This is a genomic window from Marinobacter sp. MMG032 (assembly GCF_040112695.1).
GTDB classification, from domain to species: Bacteria; Pseudomonadota; Gammaproteobacteria; order Pseudomonadales; family Oleiphilaceae; genus Marinobacter; species Marinobacter salsuginis.
Map to the genome: position 1 here is coordinate 2,968,836 of NZ_CP157802.1, position 21,446 is coordinate 2,990,281.

Genomic DNA, 21,446 nt, shown 5'->3' on the forward strand with positions numbered 1-21,446 from the left:
CAGCAGGCTGAATAACGGGCATTTTGAAGCCCGCAAGCCAAGGGTATGTAGCAATAGTAGCAGCTTTACCGTAAATCGGGATTCAGAAGGATTGTTTCAAATGGTGACAGACCCTCTCATTGCAGGAGTGTCACCAGGGAAGGTTGTTCCAAACGAACCAGGCAGTGCCACCGGTCGCCAGGATCGCCACCAGGGCGAGCAGACCATCCCGCGCCACAATAGCCAGACCAAAGGTCATCAGGGCAATTCCGGCACCGTTGGCGCTGAATGGGATTACCTCCATCAGTGGCATGGCAGCGGCAACGGCCATGCAAATGATGGCGATAACGTACTGGCCCGGCCCTCGAACCAGCCAGAGCAGCCGCTGTTTCGTCCAGCGATCCATAAAGCGGGCTGGCCTGGCCATCCAGTCCAGGCCCCTGGCAAGCTTTTCTCTTTCAATGTTCCGGCGCGCCAGCTTTGAGGGGATCCAGATCGAGTGGCGCTGGAAAATCAGTTGCCCCAGGGTGAGCAGCACCATCAGGCCAAGCAGCGTCGGTACTCCCGGAATATCCCCTATCAGCGGGGCCAGGGTGATTACGCCGGCGATCAAAACCATCGGCCCGAAGGAACGTTCACCGACAGCTGCCAGTACATCGCCCACAGACACCTGAACCTGACCCTCGGTGTTTGCGCGAAGGCGTTCCAGAAGTTCTGTCAGGCTGGCCGGATCGTCTGGCTGGTTCATGGTGGTGCTCGTGGTCTCCTATTGAACAGGTTTTGCAGACACTACCTTGATTGCGCAACGAGTGCATGAACACAAGATGACAGGGAGTTAGCCCGGGCGTTGCTACTCAGAATATTGAGTGCCTGATCAATTAGTCTATATTAATTAGACTTTCCTTCGTCGACGGCATCAAAGATGTATCCAAGCAAGAGCAACGGGTTGCCGTTCTCAAAGTTGTTGCACTCGCGTTTTTTGACGCCCGCCCTGTGCAGACCTGCGTTGGTGTTCGCGTTCATTCTCTGTTTTTCGGCCCCAAGCTATGGGGGCTGCGACATCACCCTGCGCTGGGACGATGATCCGCCCTATTTCATGGTTCAGGAGGGCAAGGTGGTCGGCATTGATGCCGACCTGGTCCGTGAGGCCATGGTGCGCCTGAATTGCGGGCTTTCTTTTCAGAAGATGCCATGGGCCAGGGCGCTCCGGGAGTTGCGTGACGGGCATGTGGATATGCTCTCCGGCGCCTACCGGACTCCGGAGCGGGAGGAGTTTGCCCATTACTCCGAGGTGGTCGGTCTGGTATCACCCAATATCCTGTTTATTCGGCGATCTGACGAGTCCAGGTTCGAGCTGAATGGCTTGCGGCAGCTGCTGGAATCGGGTTTCAGGCTTGGTGCCCAGATTCATGTGTCCTACAGCGATGAGTACAGCGCCCTCATCCAGAATCCCGACTACGACAAAAACATCGAGTACCTCTCCCGGAGGGAGCCGCTATGGCTCATGCTGGCCCGGGATCGGGTCGATGGTGTGGTGGCGAGTCAGTTAACCGGGCTCTATGAGATTCAGGAGCTGGGGCTGACCGGAACTCTTATTCCCAGCTCCCTGGTCGTGTCCAATAAGCCTGCGTACTTTGTTTTTTCCAAAGCCACGGTTACAGCCGGATTTGTGGCAGATTTTGATCGCGCGCTGCAGTCGATGCTGGATGATGGCACCTTTACATCGATCGTGAATCGGTATGTTTGCGTGGCTGCATGCGCTGGGCTGCCAGAAACTGAAGATGACCCAGAGGCTTGTTCTTTGGCAGGTCTTTAGGCGGTAGCAAATCTGGCAAAAACGAATGAAAAAAGCCGGAGGGTTGCTCCGGCTTTTTCGTCTTCAGGATTGGGTCATCACTCGCCAGTTTCAGTGGCGCCGACACCACCCCGGTAGTTGGCAGGAATGAATTCGTAGCCCTGGTCTGCGCTTTTCAGGTGCCCCAGGCCGGGAAAAGACAGGTGGGCAGAGCCTACCCAGTACCCGGTTTCCTGGGCGTCGGCAAAGGCCTGTGCGCGTGACTCCACTGCCTGTTCACTGTTCACATCGAACTGAATGGCAACGTCGGGCTGCGGGAACTGAACCGCTGCCACGTGAATCAGGTCGCCCCAAAGCATCAGCGTGTTGTCCCCGCTTTCCACCTTGTAAAGGCTGTGGCCCGGGGTGTGCCCGCTGGCGGACACTGCAGAAATACCCGGCACCAACTCCTGGTCTTTGTCGAACGGCTTGAACTGGCCGGACTCGACATACGGGTTCAGAGAGGCCATCGCGCCTTTGAAAAAGCCCTTGGAACCTTCATCAGCGGCCTTCAGGTTGTCTTCGTTCAGCCAAAAATTCTGGTCTTCCACATTGGCGCGAACAATGGCATTGGGGAACACAATCTCACCGTCAGATACCAGCCCGCCAACATGGTCCGGATGCATGTGCGTAATGTAGATCTCGTCGACATCTGCGGGCTCGTAACCGGACGCTTTCAGATGTTCAACCAGTTTTCCGAGAGTCGGGCCAAACAAGCTGCCAGCACCAGTGTCCACCAGCACCAGATGATTGCCGGTGTTGATCAGGTAGCCGTTAACAGACGTCTCAAGCGGCGCAGACAGGAAGTTATCCGCCAGGGTGTTATGCACGTGTTCTTCGGTGGTGTTCAGCAACAATTTGTCCACCGGCAGCTTGACGGTGCCATCGGACAGGGCGGTGATTTCAAAGTTACCGAGCATGGTGCGGTAATAACCCGGTGCCTGCTCTTTTACCATCGGGGCTTCAGAGTGTGCGGCAGCCGCAAACAGAATACCGGCTGTCAGGCCGGTAATGCGAGTCAGCATGGTAGGCATAGGTAATCCCTCTTCCGTCTTGTAAACAGAATGAATGTTTGGGTGTGGGCGTAATCTTCGTTGAGGGAACCAGTTTAGACCACTCCGGCCAGGCACAACCAAAAGGCCTCGTCGTGGGACGAGGCCTTTTGGTTGTTTGGTGGAGACGGCGGGAATTGAACCCGCGTCCGCCAGTACTCAGCCTTGAGGTCTACATGTTTAGCGTCTCTCTATTGATTTAAGTTCAAGCGACCCGAGAGCCAGGGTGCAAGAACCGAGTTCTTTAAATCTTAGCCGTTAACCAGTGAACTCTGGGTAACGGAGCATCCCGTAAGCGATGACGTCCTGAGATGTTGCTTCCGGGCTACGGGCGACCCGGTCAGGACGACTAGCAGCTTACGCTGCTAGTGCGTAGTTTTCGTCGTTTGCGACTATTGCGTTGCAGCTTTGGATTAACGAGATTGGCTGCCATCTCGACATGCACTCAAGGGTTCGCCACCGGCGTCGAAGCCATGTCGTCCCCTTACGTCCAGTATATGTGTCCGGTTTGCCGGACTTCAAGGTTTGTTTGTTGCAGTTTTGTGCTTTCATGGCTGTAGATGTACCTACAGCCCTAGCTTGCCTTGCGTTCAATGGCATCCTGCCGGCCGGCCAGAGCCGCGTGGCTCAGGGCCTCAAAGCTTTCCCGGAAGTAGCTCATCACGGCATCGGGGTCGGCATGAATGGCTTTGTCCACGGTAATGCCGAACTGGACGGTGCCTGCATAACTGAGAATACTCATGCCGATACCGATACTGCCGCTCTGAGGTACCCAGAACATGGGCTGGGTCACCTTGCTGCCCGCCAGGTAGAGCGGCTCTTTAGGGCCGGGCACGTTGGTCAGCACGGCGGACGCCTTGTTACTCAGCAGATCCAGTGCCCGCCGCTCAATAACATCTGGGCCTCGCCCGAAAATATCAAGCAGGCTGTAGGTGACCTGGGCCTGATAGGAGCGCTTGAGCCGGTTCATGTTCTCCTGCACCTGGCGGAAGCACATGAGCGGATCCCGTATCTCCACCGGCAGCGTGACCAGTACCAGGCCAAACCTGTTGCCGAGGGTTTCTATGGGTTGATCCAGCGGCCTCAGGTTGAAGGGCACGGCCACGCGGATTCCGCATTCGGGAATGGTTTCCCTGTGGGCCTTGAAATGTCGCTGCAGAGCCAAGGTGACGGTGCAGAGCAGGGCATCGTTGATGGTGCCGCCCAGGGCCTTGGCACAGGCCTTCACTTCCCCAAGATCGAGAGGATCCGCCCAGGCGACCTGCTTGCGTCCGGATAATGGTTCCTTCAAACCGGTTTTGGGCTCTACCGGAGCCAGGCCGAGTTTGAGAAGGTCCAGAGCCACGCCACTGGCGGTCGTCGCCAGTTTCAGCGGGTAGTTGGGCTCTTCCCGAACAGACTGGATAAACAGTTTTGCCTGGTTGGTGGCGGCTTCCGCGCTGTCTACGGCACGGTGCAGGAAGTTCTGGACGGTCGATCTCTGGCGGTGTTTCGAGCGACGCTTGCGAGCCACTTTTCCCAGCCTGGGTTCCGGCGTTTTGTCGGTGAGTGACAGCATCACCCGCACCAGCGAAATGCCATCGGCAATGCAATGGTGGATACGGATCAGAAGGGCGCCACCGTCGCCGTAGTTGTCAATGTAGTGCATTTGCCAGAGCGGTTGCCGGAAATCCAGGGAGGTGCTGTTCATGTCACTGACCAGCTTCTGGAGTTCGGCTTTGTCGGCCTTACCCGGCAGGGCGATGCGGTGTAGGTGGTTGTCCAGATCAAACAGCGGGTCGTCCTGCCAGTAGGCCCGGTCGCCCGTATCTATCACTCGCTGCCTGAACCGGTCGAAGCAGAGAAATCGCTCCTCCAGCGTATGTCGGAAGCGGCTCATTGAAAGCGGGCGCTCCAGAGTCCACACCCCACAGATCATCATGGGGTTCTGGGGCGAGTCCATGCGCAGCCACGCGCGGTCCACGGCAGACATTGGTATCTGTTTGGGTGACATAAGCGGCTCCCTTTGCCCTGCACCAGAGTTCCCGAGTATAGGCCTGCAGGAATTCTGAACAAAGAGAGTGAGTATGCGACATACCCGCCAACGCCGGCCATGACCGGCGTCAGGTATTTGCTAATTCGTGGGGAATGGAATCAAACGTTGGCTTCCCGCAGGATACGCTGCTTCTGACGGTTCCAGTCGCGCTCTTTCTCGGTGGCTCGTTTATCGAACAGCTTCTTGCCTTTCACCAGGGCAATTTCGCACTTCACCTTGTTGTTTTTCCAGTACAACGCCAGCGGAATGCAGGTGTAACCGGCCTGATTGACCTTGCCGACGATCTTGGCAATTTCCTTGGCGTGCAGCAGGAGTTTGCGGGTACGCGTCGGGTCTGCGATTACATGGGTGGATGCCGCGATCAGCGGGGTAATGTGAGAGCCGAGCAGCCAGGCTTCGCCGTCCTTGAGCAGCACATAGGCGTCCACCAGCTGGGCCTTGCCCGCGCGGAGGGATTTCACTTCCCAGCCCAGGAGGGCGAGGCCCGCTTCAAAGCGTTCCTCGATGTGATACTCGTGCTTCGCCTTCTTGTTCAGCGCAATCGTGTTGCTCGGCGTTCCGGGTTTTTTCTTGCTCATGAATCAATGAATCCGGGGTCGGACGAATGAACGGGCCGGCCTTGCTGCAGCCGGCAAAGGGCGCATTGTAGCCCAACACTGCCAGACCGGTCACGAATTCAGCGTTGTGGCGGTTTCTGGCTCGTGCGCGATGGGATCCTTCAGCTACAATACTGGCCCAGACCTTCTCCCCGACCTGTTCAGTGGCCTCAGGGAAGCGAATGCCTACGCCGTATCAGACACATATCGGGTCGTTTACCCGAAAATCAACCTTCTTCTGGGCCGCGGTGGGCGCTACCGTGGGGCTTGCCAATCTGTGGCAGTTCCCCTACCTGGCCAGCCTGCATGGTGGCGGCCTGTTCATCCTGCTTTACCTTGCCTGTCTGCTGCTGGTTACCTTGCCGCTGATGGTGACCGAGGCTGCCATTGGCCGCTATGCCCGTCACGGCATTGTCCTCGCCATGGACGGGCTGATCCGCAGTGCCAAGCAGTCCCGAGCCTGGATGGCGGTGGGCCGGCTCAGCATACTGGCGGCGTTCCTGGTGCTTTCGTTCACCGCTGTGTTCGGCGCCATTGCCCTGGCTTACGTGTTTTTCGGGGCGCTCGGCCGGTTTTCCGGTGCCGGCGAGCCGGAGGCAACCGGCATTCTGGCCGGCCTGGTGTCCGACCCCAAGGCATACCGGGTTTTCATGGGTTGGCATGTCTTTTTTCTGTTGCTGGTGTTGTGGGTCTCGGCCCAGGGGGTGGTGAATGGGTTGGAGCGGGCCCTGCGAGTGGTGGTGCCGGGCGCCCTGGTGCTGATGCTTGTGCTCTTTGCCCTGGCAGCCTGGCACGGGCGGGTCGACGGCGCCATCGATCACATCCTGGCAATGCATCCTGAGGGTCTGTCCTGGGAGAGCCTCAAGGCGGCGCTGTTTCATGCCTTCTTCACTCTCGGTCTCGGCATGGGCGTCTGGGCCATACTGGGTTCCTACACCACCTCCCACACCCGTCTGAAGCGCTCGATTCTGGCGGTGGTGCTGATGGATACCCTGGTGGCCATCCTGGCAGGCCTGATGATCTTCGCGATTGCGACCGACGGCAACAGCTTTGACGGTGAGCGAGGCTTCAGCCTGTTGTTCGTCTCCATGCCGGTCACTCTGGCCCATTTGCCGGCAAGCCAGTTCGTGATTGCGGCCGTATTTTTGCTGGTAGTGCTGATTGTCTGGACCACATCCCTGAATCTGCTTGAGCCGATTGTTGGCTGGTTCCGGGAGTGGACCGGCGCGCCGAGAAAACTGTCGGTGTTGCTCATTGGCCTGGCAGTGTGGCTGGCGGGGCTTGCCTCTCTGCTCTCATTCAATGTCTGGGCCGAACAGCGCATTGGCGGCGCTACCCTGTTCCGCTGGCTTGAACTGGTCACCGGTGGTTTGCTGATTCCCCTCGTGGCCATCCTGGTAGCGCTATTTACAGGCTGGTGCCTGACCAGGCATCTTTCCGGTACCATGCTGGGCGCTGCACCGAAGCTGTTTACCGGCATCTGGTTCTGGGTGATGCGCCTTGTACTGCCTCTGGTCGTCGCCTGGATAGGGGTGCAGTACACGGCCTTTTCACTGGCCAATCTTTGCAGCAATGGCAATGCGGCGGCCTGGTGCGAACGGCCCGCAAGCTTGCTCTCAGAGGTTGAGGAGGCGCCATCGACCGATCGTTCGCCTGCTGGCACATCAGCAGAATCCGATGAGCAGGCGGAAGGAGACAGGGCGACGCCTGCGGCCGACCAGAAGTCGTCCGAAAAGGACGAAGGCGGTGGTAAGCCAGGCGAAAAAGCCCCAAAACAGGACGATATCCTTTATCATAGCGTGTGATTAAGGCTGTCTTCCTTTCCAGAAGTCTGCAACCTTTTCACAGCGTGTTTGCAAGCAGGACAACCGGTTCCAATGCCCCATCAGATTGATAAAACAGCTTTGGTTATGCACTCCGCCGAGCGCATGTTTCACCTGGTCAACGATATTGCCCGTTACCCGGAGTTTCTGCCCTGGTGTGCGGGAGCGGAAATTCACGAGCAGGAGCCAGAGCAGATAACTGCGTCCCTGGAGATCGCCAAGGGTGGAGTTCGCCACAAGTTGACGACCCGAAATCAGCTGCTGATGCCAGAGGCAATCGAGATGAATCTGGTGGACGGCCCTTTTCGCAACCTGACGGGCCGTTGGCACTTCAAATCCCTGGATGAGAACGCCTGCAAAGTGGTCCTTACGCTGGAGTTCGAGTTTTCCGGATCGCTCTCAAGGATGACCTTCGGGCCGGTATTCAGTCAGGCGGCGAATACCATGGTGGATGCATTCTGTCGTCGTGCCGATGAGTTGTACCGGAAGGAGGGTGCATGATTCAGGTGGAAGTGGCCTATGCAAGGCCTGACCGGCAGGAAATTGTTCCGGTGAATGTGCCAGAGGGAACGACTGCTCTTGAGGCCGCCAAGCTGTCCGGAATCACCGATATTTTTCCGGAAATTGATCCTGACACCATCGATATGGGTGTGTTCGGAAAGGTGATCAAAGATCCGGCCGCCCACGAATTGCGTGAAGGCGACCGGGTGGAGCTGTATCGCCCGCTGAAGATCGATCCCAAGCAGGCGCGATTGAACCGGGCGAAAAAGAAAGACCAGGCTCAGTAAGCCGGTGTTTCTTCCAGCAATTGGGCCTCGTAGTAGGCGTACTGGTCGTCTTCGTAGTACACGATAATTCTTTGTTCCTGGATGTCTCCACCCTCTCTCTGGAACGTATACACGTAGTACTCGCGGGACGGATCCACCGGATTAAGCATAAGGGGCGTTCCCATCACGGCGTGCACCTGGCTGCGGGGCATGCCTTCGGTCAGCTGCGTCAGCTCCTCATCGGTAACGATGTTTCCCTGCTGGACGTTGATCTTGTAAACGCCGGGGAAAACGCAACCGGATAGAACGAGAGTGAGAATCAGAGCTGTGAGCTTTTGCATCGCCGGGGGAAATCCTCTATCTTGAAATCGCCTGCCAGAGGCAGGTGTGACACGGGTTGACCGTTCAATGGCGGCTTCATCATACCGGAAGCCGTGAGGCACACCAAAGAGTGAATAGTAACATGTCATCTGAAAACGCCGAATTGCGAAAAGTCGGTCTGAAAGTGACGCTACCACGCGTAAAGATCTTCAACATCCTGGAGACTGCGGAAGAGCATCATCTCAGTGCCGAAGATGTGTACAAGAAGCTTCTGGATCAAGGCGATGACGTGGGGCTGGCAACAGTCTACCGGGTGCTGACCCAGTTTGAGGCGGCGGGTCTGGTTCTCCGCCACAACTTCGAAGGCGGCCACGCCGTGTTCGAGATGGCTGGCGACGATCACCACGACCATATGGTTTGCACCCAGACTGGTGAAGTCGTCGAGTTCGTCGACGAGATCATTGAAGAGCGCCAGAAGAAGATTGCCGAAGAGCACGGTTACGAAATCGTCGATCACAGCCTGATTTTGTACGTAAAGCCCATCAAGTCCTGAGCCTGATCCAGTCGGCCTGACGAAAAAAGGGGCGGGTTTTGCCCGCCCCAACAGCTCTCAGGATCGAGAGGGGTAGTGGAAAGTAGCTCGCGGCTCAGTGATGGGTTGCCTGCCCCTTCGAAAACATTTCCCGGGCATGAGCGATCGTGTGTTCGGTCATGTCAACGCCTCCCAGCATTCTCGCCACTTCACTGATTCTGCCCTGATCGTCCAGTGTCTCGATTTTCGAGAAGGTTGCATCCTGCTCGGTAAACTTGCTGACAAACAGGTGCTGATGGCACTGGGCTGCTACCTGCGGCAGGTGGGTAACGCACAATACCTGGCCATTGCTGCCAAGCGTCCGGAGCAGTCGGCCAACCACTTCGGCTGTGCCACCGCCAATGCCTACGTCCACCTCATCAAAGACCAGCGTCGGCGTGGTTGAGGTCTGGGCTACCACCACCTGGATGGCAAGGCTGATCCGCGACAGTTCACCGCCGGAAGCCACTTTGGCCAGTGGCCGCGCCGGTTGCCCCGGGTTGGCGCTAACCAGGAATTCAATCTCTTCCAGGCCGTGGGGCATCGGTTCTTCGCTGTTGCTGCGATTCAGGTGGGTAATGAACTGCATGTTGGGCATGCTCAGCTGGGCAAGTTCGGCTGCGACCCGCTGATCGAGTTCGGCTGCTGCTTTGGCGCGGGCTTCTGACAGCTTGCCGGCCAGATCGTCGAAACGTGCTCGTTGGCTTTCCAGTTCTGCTTCCAGCTGTTCCAGGCTGCCTTCGCCGCCGTCCAATTCCGCCAACTCGGCGCTCAGGCGCTGGTGCAATTCCGGTAATTCCTCCGGTGTGATCCGGTGTTTGCGGGCCATCTGGTAAATAGCGCTAAGCCGCTCTTCCACTTCAGCCAGGCGAGCCGGATCGGCCTCATAATCTTCGACAAAATGACGCAGGTTGTCGCCGGCTTCGCTGATCTGAATCTGGGCTTCGTTCAACATCTGGATGGTGTCGGCCAGCGCGGGCACGTCCACGGGAAGCTGTTCCAGTTGTTGCAGTGCCTGGCGAACCAGGTCGGCTGCGCTGGTCTCATCTTCGGTGCACAGCAGCGCAGCCTGGTGGCTGCTGTGCAGAACCGCGTCGGCCTGGCTCAGTTGCGCCTGCTCTTGTTCCAGTTGTTCTTGTTCGCCGTCTTCCAGAGCCAGGCGGTCCAGCTCTTCCACCTGGTAACGCAGCAGTTGCAGCTTGGCCTCCGCTTCGTCGGCGTTCTGCCGACGCTCGGTCAGCCGTTGGCGGATCTGGTTCCAGGTTTTCCAGGCCTCGCGGGTGTCGGCGGCCAGGGCTTCAACGCCGGCAAACTCGTCCACCAGTTTGCGGTGGGTGTCCTTGCGTAACAGCGACTGATGTTGATGCTGGCTGTGAATGTCCATCAACAGCCCGCCAAGTTCCTTCAAATGGTTCAGTGGGCAGGGCTGGCCATTGATGTAGGCCCGGGAGCGGCCATCCTTGCTGATCACCCGGCGCAGGATGCAGTCGTTGTCGTCATCCAGTTCGTGCTGGGCGAGCCAGTCTCCCGCTTCGGGAATGCCGGACACGTCGAAGGTGGCGGTAATATCAGCGCGCTTGGCGCCATGGCGGACTGCTCCGGCATCTGCGCGCCCGCCCATGGCCAGGCCCAGGGCGTCCAGTACGATAGATTTGCCAGCGCCGGTCTCGCCGGTGAGCGCCGTCATGCCCTTGTTGAACTGGAGTTCCACCCGTTCGGCGATGGCGTAATTGGAAACCGTAAGTTGAGTCAGCATGCAGATAACCTCCGCGTTTTTCCTGAGACCGGCAAAACACTGTGAATGTATACAGTTGCTGTGAATATATACAGGGTTTTTGTTGTTTGCAAATCGGCGGATGGGATTTTCTTCAGGAATGCAGGCATTGGTGGTTGAAACCTGAAGAGCGGGCCCCATATCCGTTCGCAACGACATTTTCCGGCTCGCTGCGGCCGGAGCCCATGTTTAACCGGCCACTGATAGTGGGCCGCATTCGAACAAGCAGGAGTAGCCATGAGCACTGACGAGAACCGGAACGAGCACGAGGAACTGAACGAAGCCCTCGAGGCTGCCAAAGAGGAAGCCCAATCTGCCGAAGGCGAGGCTGGAGAAAACGGCGAAGTCTCCGAAGTGGAAGCGCTCAAGGCTCAGGTTCAGGAGTTTCAGGAGCAGATGCTGCGCTCCCAGGCGGAGATGCAGAACGTTCGGCGTCGCGCCGAAATTGATGTGGAGAAAGCTCACAAGTTTGCCCTTGAAAAGTTCGTCAAGGAGTTGCTGCCGGTTGCGGACAGTCTTGAGAAGGCGGTCGAGAGCACTGAAGGGCACGAGGAATCGGGCGAGTTGGTTGCGTCCATCCGTGAAGGTGTGGAAATGACACTGAATCTGTTCATGTCCAGTCTGAAGAAGTTCAACGTTGAGCAGCTTAACCCTGTGGGCGAACCGTTCGATCCCCAGCAGCACGAAGCCATGTCCATGGTGCCCGCGCCTGATGCAGAGCCAAACAGTGTGGTTGCCGTGGTTCAGAAAGGCTATCTGCTGAATGGTCGGGTTGTGCGGCCGGCCATGGTGATGGTCGCCAAGGCGGAAGACGCACCAAAAATTGATGAGCAGGCTTGAAAAGCCGATTAAAGCGCCAATATAGCCAGTAAATAGCGAAAGCGGAGGCTAATCCCCTCCGGGAAAGCATTCAGAAGAATTGGAGTGACTCAATGAGCAAAATTATCGGTATCGATCTGGGAACGACCAACTCCTGTGTTGCCATCATGGATGGCGATAAGGTGAAGGTAATTGAAAACGCCGAGGGTGATCGCACCACCCCGTCCATCATTGCCTACACCGATGATGGTGAAACCCTGGTTGGCCAGTCAGCCAAGCGTCAGGCGGTAACCAACCCGAACAATACCCTGTACGCCATCAAGCGTCTGATCGGTCGTCGTTTCGAAGACGATGTTGTTCAGAAAGACATCAAGATGGTGCCTTATAAAATTACCAAGGCGGACAACGGTGACGCCTGGGTAGAAGTGAAAGGCGAAAAGATGGCGCCGCCGCAGGTGTCTGCAGAAGTTCTCAAGAAAATGAAGAAGACTGCAGAAGACTACCTGGGTGAGAAAGTGACCGAAGCGGTTATCACCGTTCCGGCCTACTTCAACGATAGCCAGCGTCAGGCCACCAAGGATGCAGGCAAGATCGCCGGTCTGGAAGTAAAGCGGATCATCAACGAGCCGACCGCGGCTGCCCTGGCCTATGGCCTGGACAAAAAGAGCGGTGACCGCACCGTGGCTGTATACGACCTGGGCGGTGGTACTTTCGACCTGTCCATCATCGAAATTGCCGACGTGGACGGTGAGCACCAGTTCGAGGTTCTGGCCACCAACGGTGATACCTTCCTCGGTGGTGAAGACTTCGACCTGAAAATCATCGAGTACCTGGCAGACCAGTTCAAGAAAGACAGCGGCATCGACCTGCGTGGCGACTCCCTGGCGATGCAGCGTCTGAAAGAAGCTGGCGAGAAAGCGAAAATCGAGCTTTCCAGCAGCCAGCAGACCGACGTGAACCTGCCGTACATCACGGCCGATGCGTCCGGGCCCAAGCACATGAACGTGAAGTTGACCCGTGCCAAGCTGGAATCCTTGGTGGAAGACCTGGTCCAGCGCAGCCTTGAGCCCTGTAAGGTGGCTCTGGAAGACGCAGGCATGAAGGCCGGTGAAATCGACGAGGTTATCCTGGTCGGCGGTCAGACCCGTATGCCGCTGGTTCAGGAGAAGGTTAAAGAGTTCTTCGGCAAAGAAGCCCGTAAGGACGTTAACCCGGACGAAGCCGTGGCCATGGGTGCTGCGATCCAGGCAGCCGTTCTGTCTGGCGACGTGAAAGACGTGCTGCTGCTGGACGTAACCCCGCTGACCCTGGGTATCGAAACCATGGGTGGCGTGGCCACTCCGCTGATCGAGAAGAACACCACGATTCCGACCAAGAAGTCGCAGACCTTCTCCACAGCGGACGACAACCAGACTGCCGTGACCATTCACGTGGTTCAGGGTGAGCGCAAGCAGGCGAACCAGAACAAATCTCTGGGCCGTTTCGACCTGGCAGACATTCCGCCGGCACCGCGTGGCGTACCGCAGATCGAAGTTACCTTCGACATCGACGCCAACGGTATTCTGAACGTGTCCGCCAAGGACAAGGCTACTGGCAAGGAACAGTCCATCGTGATCAAGGCCTCTTCCGGTCTGAACGATGACGAAATCGAAAAGATGGTTCGCGATGCCGAAGCCAACGCCGAGGAAGATCGCAAGTTCGAAGAGCTTGTTCAGGTGCGCAACCAGGGTGATGCAATGGTTCACGCCGTTCGCAAGACCCTGAAAGATGCCGGTGACAAGGTCAGCGACAGCGAGAAAGAGTCTATCGAGGCTTCCATCAAAGAGCTGGAGGAAGCTCTGGAAGGTTCCGACAAGGAAGACATCGAAGCCAAGACTCAGAAGCTGACTGAAGTCTCTTCCGAGCTGGCCCAGAAGATGTATGCAGATCAGGCTGATCAGGCGCAGCAGGCCGGTGGGCAGGAGCAGGCCCAGGGCCAGCAGTCTGACGACGCCGTCGACGCTGAGTTCGAAGAAGTCAAAGACGACGACAAGCGGTAAATCTGACGTACATCAGGCAGTTGGAAAACGCGGGGAGCTCCCCGCGTTTTCCGCGTTTAAAAACAGGGTTTTAAAAGCATGGCCAAACGCGATTATTACGAGATTCTCGGGATTTCCCGGGACGCGGACGAGAAGGAAATCAAGCGAGCCTACCGAAAGCTCGCCATGAAGTACCACCCCGACCGTAACCCGGACGACACCGAAGCCGAGAACAAGTTCAAAGAGGCCAGCGAAGCCTACGAAGTACTGGCAGAGCCGTCCAAGCGGGCTGCCTATGACCAGTTCGGCCATGCCGGCGTGGACGGCCAGGCCGGCGGTGGCGGATTCGGAGGCGGCGGTGCCAGCTTCTCGGATATTTTCGGCGATGTGTTCGGTGATATCTTCGGTGGTGGCGGTGGTCGTGGCCGCAACACCCGTGGCGCCGACCTGCGCTACACCCTGGAGTTGGATCTGGAGGAAGCTGTAAAAGGCAAGACGGTCCAGATCAAGATTCCGGGGCATCGTGAATGTGAAGTGTGCGACGGTAGCGGTGCCGAGAAAGGCTCCCAGCCGGAAACCTGCGGTACCTGTAAGGGGATGGGCCAGGTGCGCATGCAACAGGGTTTCTTCACCGTGCAGCAGGCATGTCCGACCTGTCGAGGCTCGGGCCAGATCATCAAGAACCCGTGCAAAGCCTGTCATGGCCAGGGTCGGGTTCAGGAAGAGAAAACACTGTCGGTTAAAGTGCCCCCCGGCGTGGACACCGGCGACCGCATTCGCCTTTCTGGCGAAGGCGAGATGGGTGTCGATGGCGGGCCTCCGGGCGACCTGTATGTACAGATTGCAGTGCGCGAACACTCCATCTTTACGCGCGATGGCCGGAACCTCTACTGCGAAGTGCCCATCAGCATCGTTGATGCCTCTCTGGGTGGAGAGCTCGAAGTGCCGACACTGGATGGCCGGGTGAAGCTGAAGATTCCGGCGGAAACCCAGACCGGCAAACTGTTCCGTCTGCGTAACAAGGGCGTCAGCCCGGTTCGGGGTGGCCCCGCCGGTGATCTGCTGTGTCGCGTGATCGTGGAAACACCGGTAAACCTCACCAAGCGCCAAAAAGAACTGCTGGAAGAGTTCCAGAAAACCCTGGATGGCAGCAACGGCACCGAGCATGGTCCGAAGAAGAGCTCCTGGTTTGAAGGCGTTAAAAGCTTCTTCGACGAAATGAAATTCTGATCGGCCCGACAAAAAGGAACGCGAACATGAGGGTAGCAATCATCGGCGCCGCCGGGCGCATGGGAAAAGTCCTGATCGAAGCCGTTGACGGTACCGAAGGCCTTGAGTTGGGCGCTGCGGTCGTTGAGCCGGGCAGCAGCCTGATCGGCGCCGATGCGGGCGAGATGACCGGTATCGGCAAAACCGGCATAAAAATGGCCGGCAGTCTGGCCGATGTGAAGGACGATTTCGATGTCCTCATCGACTTCACCTTCCCGGACCTGACCCTGGAGAATGCTGAATTCTGCAAGGCCAACGGCAAGATGCTCGTCATCGGCACCACCGGCATGTCTGACGCCGAAAAACAGCAGCTGGCTTTGGCCGCCGAAGCAACGCCAGTGGTGTTCGCCCCGAACATGAGCGTGGGTGTCAACGTCGTCCTCAACCTGCTGCGCACCGCCGCTGCAACCCTGGGTGACGACTACGACGTGGAAATCATCGAAGCCCATCACCGCCACAAGAAAGACGCGCCCTCCGGAACGGCCCTGCGCATGGGCGAAGTTGTCGCCGATGCACTGGGTCGCGACCTGAAAGAATGCGCCGTCTATGGCCGTGAAGGCTTTACCGGTGAGCGCACCCGCAAGGAAATCGGTTTCGAGACCATTCGTGCCGGTGACGTGGTGGGCGACCACACCGTTCTGTTCGCCACCGAGGGTGAGCGCATCGAAGTGACCCACAAGGCCAGCAGTCGGATGACTTTTGCCAAGGGCGCCATGCGGGCGGCATTGTGGCTAAAGGACAAGTCGGCGGGGCTTTATGATATGCAGGATGTGCTTGATCTGAAGTGAGTCCATTTCTCATGGACACAAACCGCCATATTTTTTACAATAAGGCGGTTTGACTGCACCAAGCGTACCTTTGCACAAAGTTTCTGAAAAAGCGGGACCGAGTTAAGACTCCGTCTCGCTTTTTTGCAACCTGAATTTGCGCTTGCGTTCCTGTTCGTGACGAACCGATACGCCACTCGATGAGGATACAAGCCTTGAGCACACCCGCAATCCTTGCACTCGCAGACGGAAGCCTGTTCTACGGCAGCGCCATTGGCGCCGACGGAGAAACCAGCGGTGAAGTGGTGTTCAACACCGCCATGACCGGCTATCAGGAAATCCTGACCGACCCGTCCTACTCCCGCCAGATCGTAACCCTGACTTACCCGCACATTGGCAACACCGGTGTGAACGAAGAAGACATTGAGTCAGACCGCATCCAGGCCGCCGGCCTGATTATTCGCGATCTGCCGCTGCTGGCCAGCAACTGGCGCAGCAAGGGAAGCCTGGACGACTACCTGCGAAGCAACAACATTGTTGGTATCGCTGACATTGATACCCGTCGCCTTACTCGCATCCTCCGGGACAAAGGTTCCCAGAACGGTGCCATCGTGGCCGGAGAAAACGCCACTGCCGAGCGCGCGCTGGAGCTGGCCAAAGCCTTCCCCGGCCTGAAAGGCATGGATCTGGCGAAAGAAGTTACCTCCGACAAGATCTGGTCCTGGAGCGAGACCGAGTGGACCCTGGGCGAGGGGTACGGTGAACGGAAGGAATCCCGGTTTAAAGTGGTTGCCTGGGATTATGGTGTAAAGCTGAACATCCTGCGCATGCTCGCCTCCCGCGGCTGTGACATTACCGTGGTTCCGGCCCAGACCCCGGCCTCCGAAGTGCTGGCGATGAATCCGGACGGCATTTTCCTGTCCAACGGCCCCGGTGATCCCGAGCCCTGCGATTACGCCATCACCGCCATCAAGGAAGTCCTGGAAACCGAGATTCCGGTGTTTGGCATTTGCCTGGGGCACCAGCTGCTGGCCCTGGCCAGCGGTGCGAAAACCATGAAGATGGGCCATGGCCACCACGGTGCCAATCATCCGGTGCAGGATATCGCCAAGGGTACCGTGATGATTACCAGCCAGAACCACGGGTTTGCCGTGGATGAGGCAACACTGCCGGCAAATGTCGAGGCGACTCACAAGTCTCTGTTTGACGGTACCCTGCAGGGCATCCGCCGGACCGATAAGCCGGCCTACAGCTTCCAGGGGCACCCGGAAGCCAGCCCCGGTCCCCATGATGTGGCCCCGCTGTTTGACGAGTTTATCCGCCTGATGGAAGCGCGATCGGCCTGAGACCGATCGCCACGGAAAGCTCACGGGCGCCATATATAGCGCTGCAAGAATTCAAAAGTTGCTGACAGGTTTACCAAGACATGCCAAAACGTACCGACATCCAAAGCATCCTGATCCTGGGCGCCGGCCCCATCGTGATCGGGCAGGCGTGCGAGTTTGATTACTCCGGAGCCCAGGCCTGCAAGGCCCTGCGCGAAGAGGGCTACCGGGTTATCCTGGTGAACTCCAACCCGGCCACCATCATGACCGACCCGGTCATGGCCGATGCCACCTACATCGAGCCGATCACCTGGAAGACTGTCGAGAAGATCATCGAGAAAGAACAGCCGGATGCGCTGCTGCCGACCATGGGCGGCCAGACCGCACTGAACTGCGCCCTGGATCTGGAGCGCCACGGCATCCTCGAAAAACACGGCGTGGAAATGATCGGCGCCAACGCCGACACCATCGACAAAGCCGAAGACCGCGACCGCTTTGACAAGGCCATGAAGAAGATTGGCCTGGAGTGCCCCCGGGCCACCATCGCCCACTCCATGGAAGAAGCCTGGAAAGTGGCCGACGACATCGGCTTCCCGTGCATCATCCGCCCCTCCTTCACCATGGGTGGCTCTGGTGGCGGTATCGCCTACAACCGCGACGAATTCGAAGAAATCTGCACCCGCGGTCTGGACCTGTCGCCCACCAACGAACTGCTGATCGACGAATCCCTGATCGGCTGGAAAGAGTACGAGATGGAAGTTGTTCGCGACAAGAACGACAACTGCATCATCGTCTGCGCCATCGAGAACTTCGACGCCATGGGCGTGCATACCGGTGACTCCATCACCGTGGCCCCGGCCCAGACCCTCACCGACAAGGAATACCAGATCATGCGGAACGCCTCCCTGGCGGTCCTGCGTGAGATCGGTGTGGAAACCGGCGGGTCCAACGTTCAGTTCGGCATTAACCCGGACACCGGCCGCATGGTGGTGATCGAGATGAACCCGCGGGTGTCCCGTTCCTCGGCCCTGGCCTCCAAGGCCACCGGCTTCCCGATCGCCAAGGTCGCCGCCAAACTGGCCGTGGGCTACACCCTGGATGAGCTGCGCAACGAAATCACCGGCGGCGTCACCCCGGCCTCGTTCGAGCCGTCCATCGACTACGTGGTCACCAAGATTCCCCGGTTCACCTTCGAGAAATTCCCCCAGGCCGACGCCCGCCTGACCACCCAGATGAAATCCGTGGGTGAGGTCATGGCCATCGGTCGCACCTTCCAGGAGTCGCTGCAGAAAGCCCTGCGCGGCCTGGAAGTGGGCTCCGAAGGCTTTGATGAAAAGCTGGAAGAACTGACCTCGGAAAACGCCCAGGAGACCCTGACCCGGGAACTGAACGTGCCCGGCGCCGATCGCGTCTGGTACATCGGTGACGCCTTCCGGGCCGGCATGAGTGTCGAGGACGTGTTCGCCCACACCAAGGTGGATCCCTGGTACCTGGTGCAGATCGAGGATCTGATCAAGGAAGAGCAGGCCCTGAAGAGCGCCGGTAAGGCCGACATTGATCAGGCCACCCTGTTCCGCCTCAAGCGCAAGGGCTTCTCTGACGCCCGCCTGGCCAAACTGCTGGGCATCTCCGAAGTGAGCCTGCGCAAACTGCGCCACGACCTGGGCATCCGCCCGGTGTACAAGCGCGTGGATACCTGCGCCGCCGAGTTTGCCTCCGACACCGCCTACATGTACTCCACCTATGAGGAAGAGTGCGAGGCCGACGCCAGCGATCGAGAGAAGATCGTGGTGATTGGTGGTGGCCCCAACCGGATCGGGCAGGGCATCGAATTTGACTACTGCTGTGTCCACGCGGCCCTGGCCATGCGTGACGACGGCTACGAAACCATCATGATCAACTGCAACCCGGAGACCGTGTCCACCGACTACGACACCTCCGACCGGTTGTACTTCGAGCCGATCACCCTGGAAGACGTGCTGGAAATCATCCACGTGGAGAAGCCCAAGGGTGTGATCGTCCAGTACGGCGGCCAGACCCCGCTGAAACTGGCCCGTGGCCTGGAGGCGGCCGGTGTGCCCATCATCGGCACCAGTCCGGACGCCATTGACCGCGCCGAGGACCGGGAACGGTTCCAGCAGATGATCCAGCGCCTGGGGCTGAAGCAGCCGGAGAACGCCACCGTCCGCAGTCACGAGGAAGGCATCCTGGCGGCCCGGGAAATCGGTTACCCGCTGGTGGTTCGCCCGTCCTACGTGCTGGGCGGCCGGGCCATGGAAATCGTCTATGACGAGGAAGAGCTGGTTCGCTACATGCGCAACGCGGTGCTGGTCTCCAACGACAGCCCCGTGCTGCTCGACCACTTCCTGAACGCCGCCATCGAGGTGGACATTGACGCCATCTCCGACGGTAAGGATGTGGTGATTGGCGGCATCATGCAGCACATCGAGCAGGCCGGCGTGCACTCCGGCGATTCCGCCTGTTCACTGCCGCCGTACACCCTGTCCCAGCAGGTTCAGGACGAGATGCGCGATGCGGTCAAGAAGATGGCCATCGAGCTGGACGTGATTGGCCTGATGAACGTGCAGCTGGCGTGGCAGGATGGCGAGATCTACGTGATCGAGGTCAACCCGCGGGCCTCCCGGACCGTGCCGTTCGTCTCCAAGGCCATCGGTGTTTCCCTGGCCAAGGTCGCCGCCCGGGTCATGGCCGGCAAGACCCTGGCAGAACTGGGCTTCACCCAGGAAATCATCCCGCGTTACTACGCGGTGAAAGAATCGGTATTCCCGTTCAACAAGTTCCCGGCGGTGGATCCGATCCTGGGGCCGGAAATGAAGTCGACCGGTGAGGTCATGGGCCTGGGTGACAGCTTTGACGAGGCCTTTGCAAAGGCCGCGCTGGCGGTGGGCGAGCGTTTGCCTGCCAAAGGCACCGCCTTCATGTCCGTACGGGATGTGGACAAGCCGGGCGCCGCGAAGGTAGCGCGGGACCTGGTGGAAGCCGGATTCAAGCTGATTGCCACCACCGGCACCGCCAAGGCCCTGAAAGAGGCCGGAATCGAGGTGGATCGGGTGAACAAGGTCCGTGAGGGGCGTCCGCATATTGTGGATGCCATCAAGAACGGTCAGGTTCAGCTGATCATCAATACCACTGAAGGTCGCAAGGCGATTTCCGACTCAGCGCAGATCCGCCAGTCGGCCTTGCAGACCAAGGTGACCTACACAACAACACTGGCGGGCGGCGAAGCCTTCTGCCGGGCCATCAAGTTTGGCCCGGAGCGCACTGTACGCCGCCTCCAGGATCTTCACGCAGGAAAGTGAGACTATGGCTGACAGAGTACCGATGACAAAGGCGGGCGAAACCCGCCTCCGCGAGGAGCTTCAGAAGCTGAAGTCCGAGGACCGTCCGCGGGTTATTGCGGCGATTGCCGATGCCCGTGAACACGGCGACCTGAAAGAGAACGCCGAATACCACGCTGCCCGTGAACAACAGAGCTTTATTGAAGGCCGGATTCAGGAAATCGAAGGCAAGCTCTCGGCAGCTCAGGTTATCGATGTGACCACCATGGAGAACACCGGCAAGGTGATCTTCGGTACCACGGTGCATCTGCTGAACATGGACACCGACGAGCAGGTGACCTACAAGATCGTTGGTGAGGATGAGGCGGATATCAAGGCGGGTAAACTGTCGATCTCCTCTCCCATTGCCCGGGCGCTGGTGGGCAAGAGCGAAGGCGATGTGGTTGCCATTCGAGTGCCTTCCGGTACCGTGGAATACGAGATCGAGCAGGTCGAATACGTCTGATCCGATCTGCAGGTAACAAAAAGCCGGCTCGGGTTTCCCCAGCCGGCTTTTTTGTTCCTGCTTCCCCTGGCGTCAGGTCAGTGCTTGTGGCGCAACAGGTTGGAAAGCTTGGGGTTGGGCTGCTTGGCCCGACGCAGAATAACGGCGATCTTTCCGATGGTCTGGACCAACTCGGCGCCGGAGGACTCACACAGGGCCGTAATAGCTTCCTGCCTCGCTTCACGGTCCTGGCTGGCCACCTTGATCTTGATCAGCTCGTGATCGTTCAGTGCGCGCTCCAGTTCTTCCTGGAGTCCTTCGGACAGGCCTTTGTCGCCTACGATGATAACGGGCTTGAGGTTGTGGGCAATGGCCCGGTATTCCCGGCGCTGTTCCGGTGAAAGACTCATGATGTAATCTCTTTATCGGTGCAATTAACAAAAGGTCAGCGGCGAAAGTGCTGACTCAAACGTATAATCGACGAATTGTACCAGATCGCCCTGCTGTAAAAATGGCCGTTAACACGTACCAACGTGGTTGGTGCAGGCTGAAGGAACCAACCCGGGGGCGACGGGTCAAAATGCTTGAACGAACTGAGCCATATCCTGGGTTGCTGTTGTAATTTCAGATATGGCACCCAATATGGGGGTTAAAGGGTACTTTTCATCGAAGGTAGTTGTGCGTGGTTTGTGGCCGATACGGATGGGCCGTTT

At 58.3% G+C, this 21,446-nt stretch carries 19 protein-coding genes and 1 other RNA gene; 12 read left to right on the forward strand and 8 right to left on the reverse strand.

Annotated elements, in window-relative coordinates:
- Positions 1-130 precede the first annotated feature (130 nt).
- Positions 131-727 (reverse strand): exopolysaccharide biosynthesis protein, encoded by a 597-nt coding sequence (locus ABNF92_RS13565; protein WP_349342440.1) that lies wholly within the window; start codon positions 725-727, stop codon positions 131-133.
- A gap of 261 nt (positions 728-988) precedes the next feature.
- Between ABNF92_RS13565 and ABNF92_RS13570 the strand changes: the two genes are divergently transcribed.
- The gene (locus ABNF92_RS13570; protein ID WP_349342441.1) at positions 989-1,795 is read left to right on the forward strand and encodes a transporter substrate-binding domain-containing protein; all 807 of its coding nucleotides are present in this window, start codon (positions 989-991) and stop codon (positions 1,793-1,795) included.
- Positions 1,796-1,872: 77 nt separating this feature from the next.
- Here ABNF92_RS13570 and ABNF92_RS13575 read toward each other — a convergent pair whose 3' ends face one another.
- The 4 genes from ABNF92_RS13575 to smpB form a co-directional block, all read right to left on the reverse strand.
- The gene (locus ABNF92_RS13575; protein WP_349342442.1) at positions 1,873-2,847 is read right to left on the reverse strand and encodes an MBL fold metallo-hydrolase; all 975 of its coding nucleotides are present in this window, start codon (positions 2,845-2,847) and stop codon (positions 1,873-1,875) included.
- Between the two features lie 137 nt (positions 2,848-2,984).
- Positions 2,985-3,349: a transfer-messenger RNA gene (gene ssrA / locus ABNF92_RS13580) on the reverse strand.
- Between the two features lie 90 nt (positions 3,350-3,439).
- A complete protein-coding gene (locus ABNF92_RS13585) occupies positions 3,440-4,858 on the reverse strand; it encodes a wax ester/triacylglycerol synthase family O-acyltransferase (RefSeq protein ID WP_349342443.1) in 1,419 nt (472 codons plus the stop codon).
- 140 nt (positions 4,859-4,998) lie between these two features.
- Positions 4,999-5,478 (reverse strand): SsrA-binding protein SmpB, encoded by a 480-nt coding sequence (gene smpB, locus ABNF92_RS13590; protein ID WP_064229984.1) that lies wholly within the window; start codon positions 5,476-5,478, stop codon positions 4,999-5,001.
- A gap of 200 nt (positions 5,479-5,678) precedes the next feature.
- Between smpB and ABNF92_RS13595 the strand changes: the two genes are divergently transcribed.
- From ABNF92_RS13595 to ABNF92_RS13605, 3 genes are all read left to right on the forward strand, one after another.
- Positions 5,679-7,301: a sodium-dependent transporter gene (locus ABNF92_RS13595; protein ID WP_349342444.1), complete on the forward strand. Its 1,623-nt coding sequence runs from the start codon at positions 5,679-5,681 to the stop codon at positions 7,299-7,301.
- A 72-nt stretch (positions 7,302-7,373) separates the two neighbouring features.
- On the forward strand, positions 7,374-7,820 hold the full coding sequence (locus tag ABNF92_RS13600; RefSeq protein WP_069181927.1) for a type II toxin-antitoxin system RatA family toxin: 447 nt from the start codon (positions 7,374-7,376) through the stop codon (positions 7,818-7,820).
- Entirely contained in the window at positions 7,817-8,107 is a 291-nt protein-coding gene (locus ABNF92_RS13605) for an RnfH family protein (RefSeq protein ID WP_069181926.1), read from the forward strand. Before ABNF92_RS13600 ends, ABNF92_RS13605 begins: the two co-directional genes overlap by 4 nt.
- Here the strand turns inward: ABNF92_RS13605 and ABNF92_RS13610 are convergent.
- On the reverse strand, positions 8,101-8,427 hold the full coding sequence (locus ABNF92_RS13610) for an outer membrane protein assembly factor BamE (RefSeq protein ID WP_069181925.1): 327 nt from the start codon (positions 8,425-8,427) through the stop codon (positions 8,101-8,103). The two genes, ABNF92_RS13605 and ABNF92_RS13610, sit on opposite strands and share 7 nt — an antisense overlap.
- A gap of 122 nt (positions 8,428-8,549) precedes the next feature.
- Between ABNF92_RS13610 and fur the strand changes: the two genes are divergently transcribed.
- Positions 8,550-8,960: a ferric iron uptake transcriptional regulator gene (gene fur / locus ABNF92_RS13615; RefSeq protein WP_069181924.1), complete on the forward strand. Its 411-nt coding sequence runs from the start codon at positions 8,550-8,552 to the stop codon at positions 8,958-8,960.
- Between the two features lie 94 nt (positions 8,961-9,054).
- Here the strand turns inward: fur and recN are convergent, their stop codons facing one another.
- On the reverse strand, positions 9,055-10,734 hold the full coding sequence (gene recN / locus ABNF92_RS13620; RefSeq protein ID WP_349342445.1) for a DNA repair protein RecN: 1,680 nt from the start codon (positions 10,732-10,734) through the stop codon (positions 9,055-9,057).
- Positions 10,735-10,989: 255 nt separating this feature from the next.
- On the opposite strand from recN, the gene grpE reads away from it, so the two are divergent.
- The 7 genes from grpE to greA all read left to right on the forward strand — a co-directional run bounded on the left by grpE (position 10,990) and on the right by greA (position 20,754).
- Entirely contained in the window at positions 10,990-11,592 is a 603-nt protein-coding gene (gene grpE, locus ABNF92_RS13625) for a nucleotide exchange factor GrpE (RefSeq protein WP_069181923.1), read from the forward strand.
- Between the two features lie 92 nt (positions 11,593-11,684).
- Positions 11,685-13,610 (forward strand): molecular chaperone DnaK, encoded by a 1,926-nt coding sequence (gene dnaK / locus ABNF92_RS13630; protein WP_069181922.1) that lies wholly within the window; start codon positions 11,685-11,687, stop codon positions 13,608-13,610.
- Between the two features lie 78 nt (positions 13,611-13,688).
- Positions 13,689-14,819 carry a molecular chaperone DnaJ gene (gene dnaJ / locus ABNF92_RS13635; protein ID WP_069181921.1) on the forward strand — a complete coding sequence of 377 codons (1,131 nt, stop codon included), beginning with the start codon at positions 13,689-13,691 and terminating at the stop codon, positions 14,817-14,819.
- 26 nt (positions 14,820-14,845) lie between these two features.
- Positions 14,846-15,646, forward strand: coding sequence for a 4-hydroxy-tetrahydrodipicolinate reductase (gene dapB / locus ABNF92_RS13640; protein WP_349342446.1), 801 nt, complete (start codon positions 14,846-14,848; stop codon positions 15,644-15,646).
- 194 nt (positions 15,647-15,840) lie between these two features.
- Positions 15,841-16,971 (forward strand): glutamine-hydrolyzing carbamoyl-phosphate synthase small subunit, encoded by a 1,131-nt coding sequence (gene carA, locus ABNF92_RS13645; protein ID WP_174805014.1) that lies wholly within the window; start codon positions 15,841-15,843, stop codon positions 16,969-16,971.
- Positions 16,972-17,051: 80 nt separating this feature from the next.
- The gene (gene carB / locus ABNF92_RS13650) at positions 17,052-20,270 is read left to right on the forward strand and encodes a carbamoyl-phosphate synthase large subunit (RefSeq protein ID WP_349342447.1); all 3,219 of its coding nucleotides are present in this window, start codon (positions 17,052-17,054) and stop codon (positions 20,268-20,270) included.
- A 4-nt stretch (positions 20,271-20,274) separates the two neighbouring features.
- Positions 20,275-20,754, forward strand: a complete 480-nt coding sequence (gene greA / locus ABNF92_RS13655) for a transcription elongation factor GreA (protein WP_082905172.1) — start codon at positions 20,275-20,277, stop codon at positions 20,752-20,754.
- Between the two features lie 77 nt (positions 20,755-20,831).
- Here the strand turns inward: greA and yhbY are convergent, their stop codons facing one another.
- The gene (gene yhbY / locus ABNF92_RS13660) at positions 20,832-21,143 is read right to left on the reverse strand and encodes a ribosome assembly RNA-binding protein YhbY (RefSeq protein WP_069181917.1); all 312 of its coding nucleotides are present in this window, start codon (positions 21,141-21,143) and stop codon (positions 20,832-20,834) included.
- Positions 21,144-21,446 lie beyond the last annotated feature (303 nt).

Bases quoted from the DNA above. Each gene is read 5' to 3' on its own strand.
- carB (WP_349342447.1), top strand. From the start codon at position 17,052: ATGCCAAAACGTACCGACATCCAAAGCATCCTGATCCTGGGCGCCGGC.
- fur (WP_069181924.1), top strand. From the start codon at position 8,550: ATGTCATCTGAAAACGCCGAATTGCGAAAAGTCGGTCTGAAAGTGACG.
- grpE (WP_069181923.1), top strand. From the start codon at position 10,990: ATGAGCACTGACGAGAACCGGAACGAGCACGAGGAACTGAACGAAGCC.
- recN (WP_349342445.1), bottom strand. From the start codon at position 10,734: ATGCTGACTCAACTTACGGTTTCCAATTACGCCATCGCCGAACGGGTG.
- ABNF92_RS13585 (WP_349342443.1), bottom strand. From the start codon at position 4,858: ATGTCACCCAAACAGATACCAATGTCTGCCGTGGACCGCGCGTGGCTG.
- ABNF92_RS13610 (WP_069181925.1), bottom strand. From the start codon at position 8,427: ATGCAAAAGCTCACAGCTCTGATTCTCACTCTCGTTCTATCCGGTTGC.
- smpB (WP_064229984.1), bottom strand. From the start codon at position 5,478: ATGAGCAAGAAAAAACCCGGAACGCCGAGCAACACGATTGCGCTGAAC.
- ABNF92_RS13605 (WP_069181926.1), top strand. From the start codon at position 7,817: ATGATTCAGGTGGAAGTGGCCTATGCAAGGCCTGACCGGCAGGAAATT.
- dapB (WP_349342446.1), top strand. From the start codon at position 14,846: ATGAGGGTAGCAATCATCGGCGCCGCCGGGCGCATGGGAAAAGTCCTG.
- dnaJ (WP_069181921.1), top strand. From the start codon at position 13,689: ATGGCCAAACGCGATTATTACGAGATTCTCGGGATTTCCCGGGACGCG.
- greA (WP_082905172.1), top strand. From the start codon at position 20,275: ATGGCTGACAGAGTACCGATGACAAAGGCGGGCGAAACCCGCCTCCGC.
- ABNF92_RS13575 (WP_349342442.1), bottom strand. From the start codon at position 2,847: ATGCCTACCATGCTGACTCGCATTACCGGCCTGACAGCCGGTATTCTG.
- ABNF92_RS13565 (WP_349342440.1), bottom strand. From the start codon at position 727: ATGAACCAGCCAGACGATCCGGCCAGCCTGACAGAACTTCTGGAACGC.
- yhbY (WP_069181917.1), bottom strand. From the start codon at position 21,143: ATGAGTCTTTCACCGGAACAGCGCCGGGAATACCGGGCCATTGCCCAC.
- dnaK (WP_069181922.1), top strand. From the start codon at position 11,685: ATGAGCAAAATTATCGGTATCGATCTGGGAACGACCAACTCCTGTGTT.
- ABNF92_RS13595 (WP_349342444.1), top strand. From the start codon at position 5,679: ATGCCTACGCCGTATCAGACACATATCGGGTCGTTTACCCGAAAATCA.
- ABNF92_RS13600 (WP_069181927.1), top strand. From the start codon at position 7,374: ATGCCCCATCAGATTGATAAAACAGCTTTGGTTATGCACTCCGCCGAG.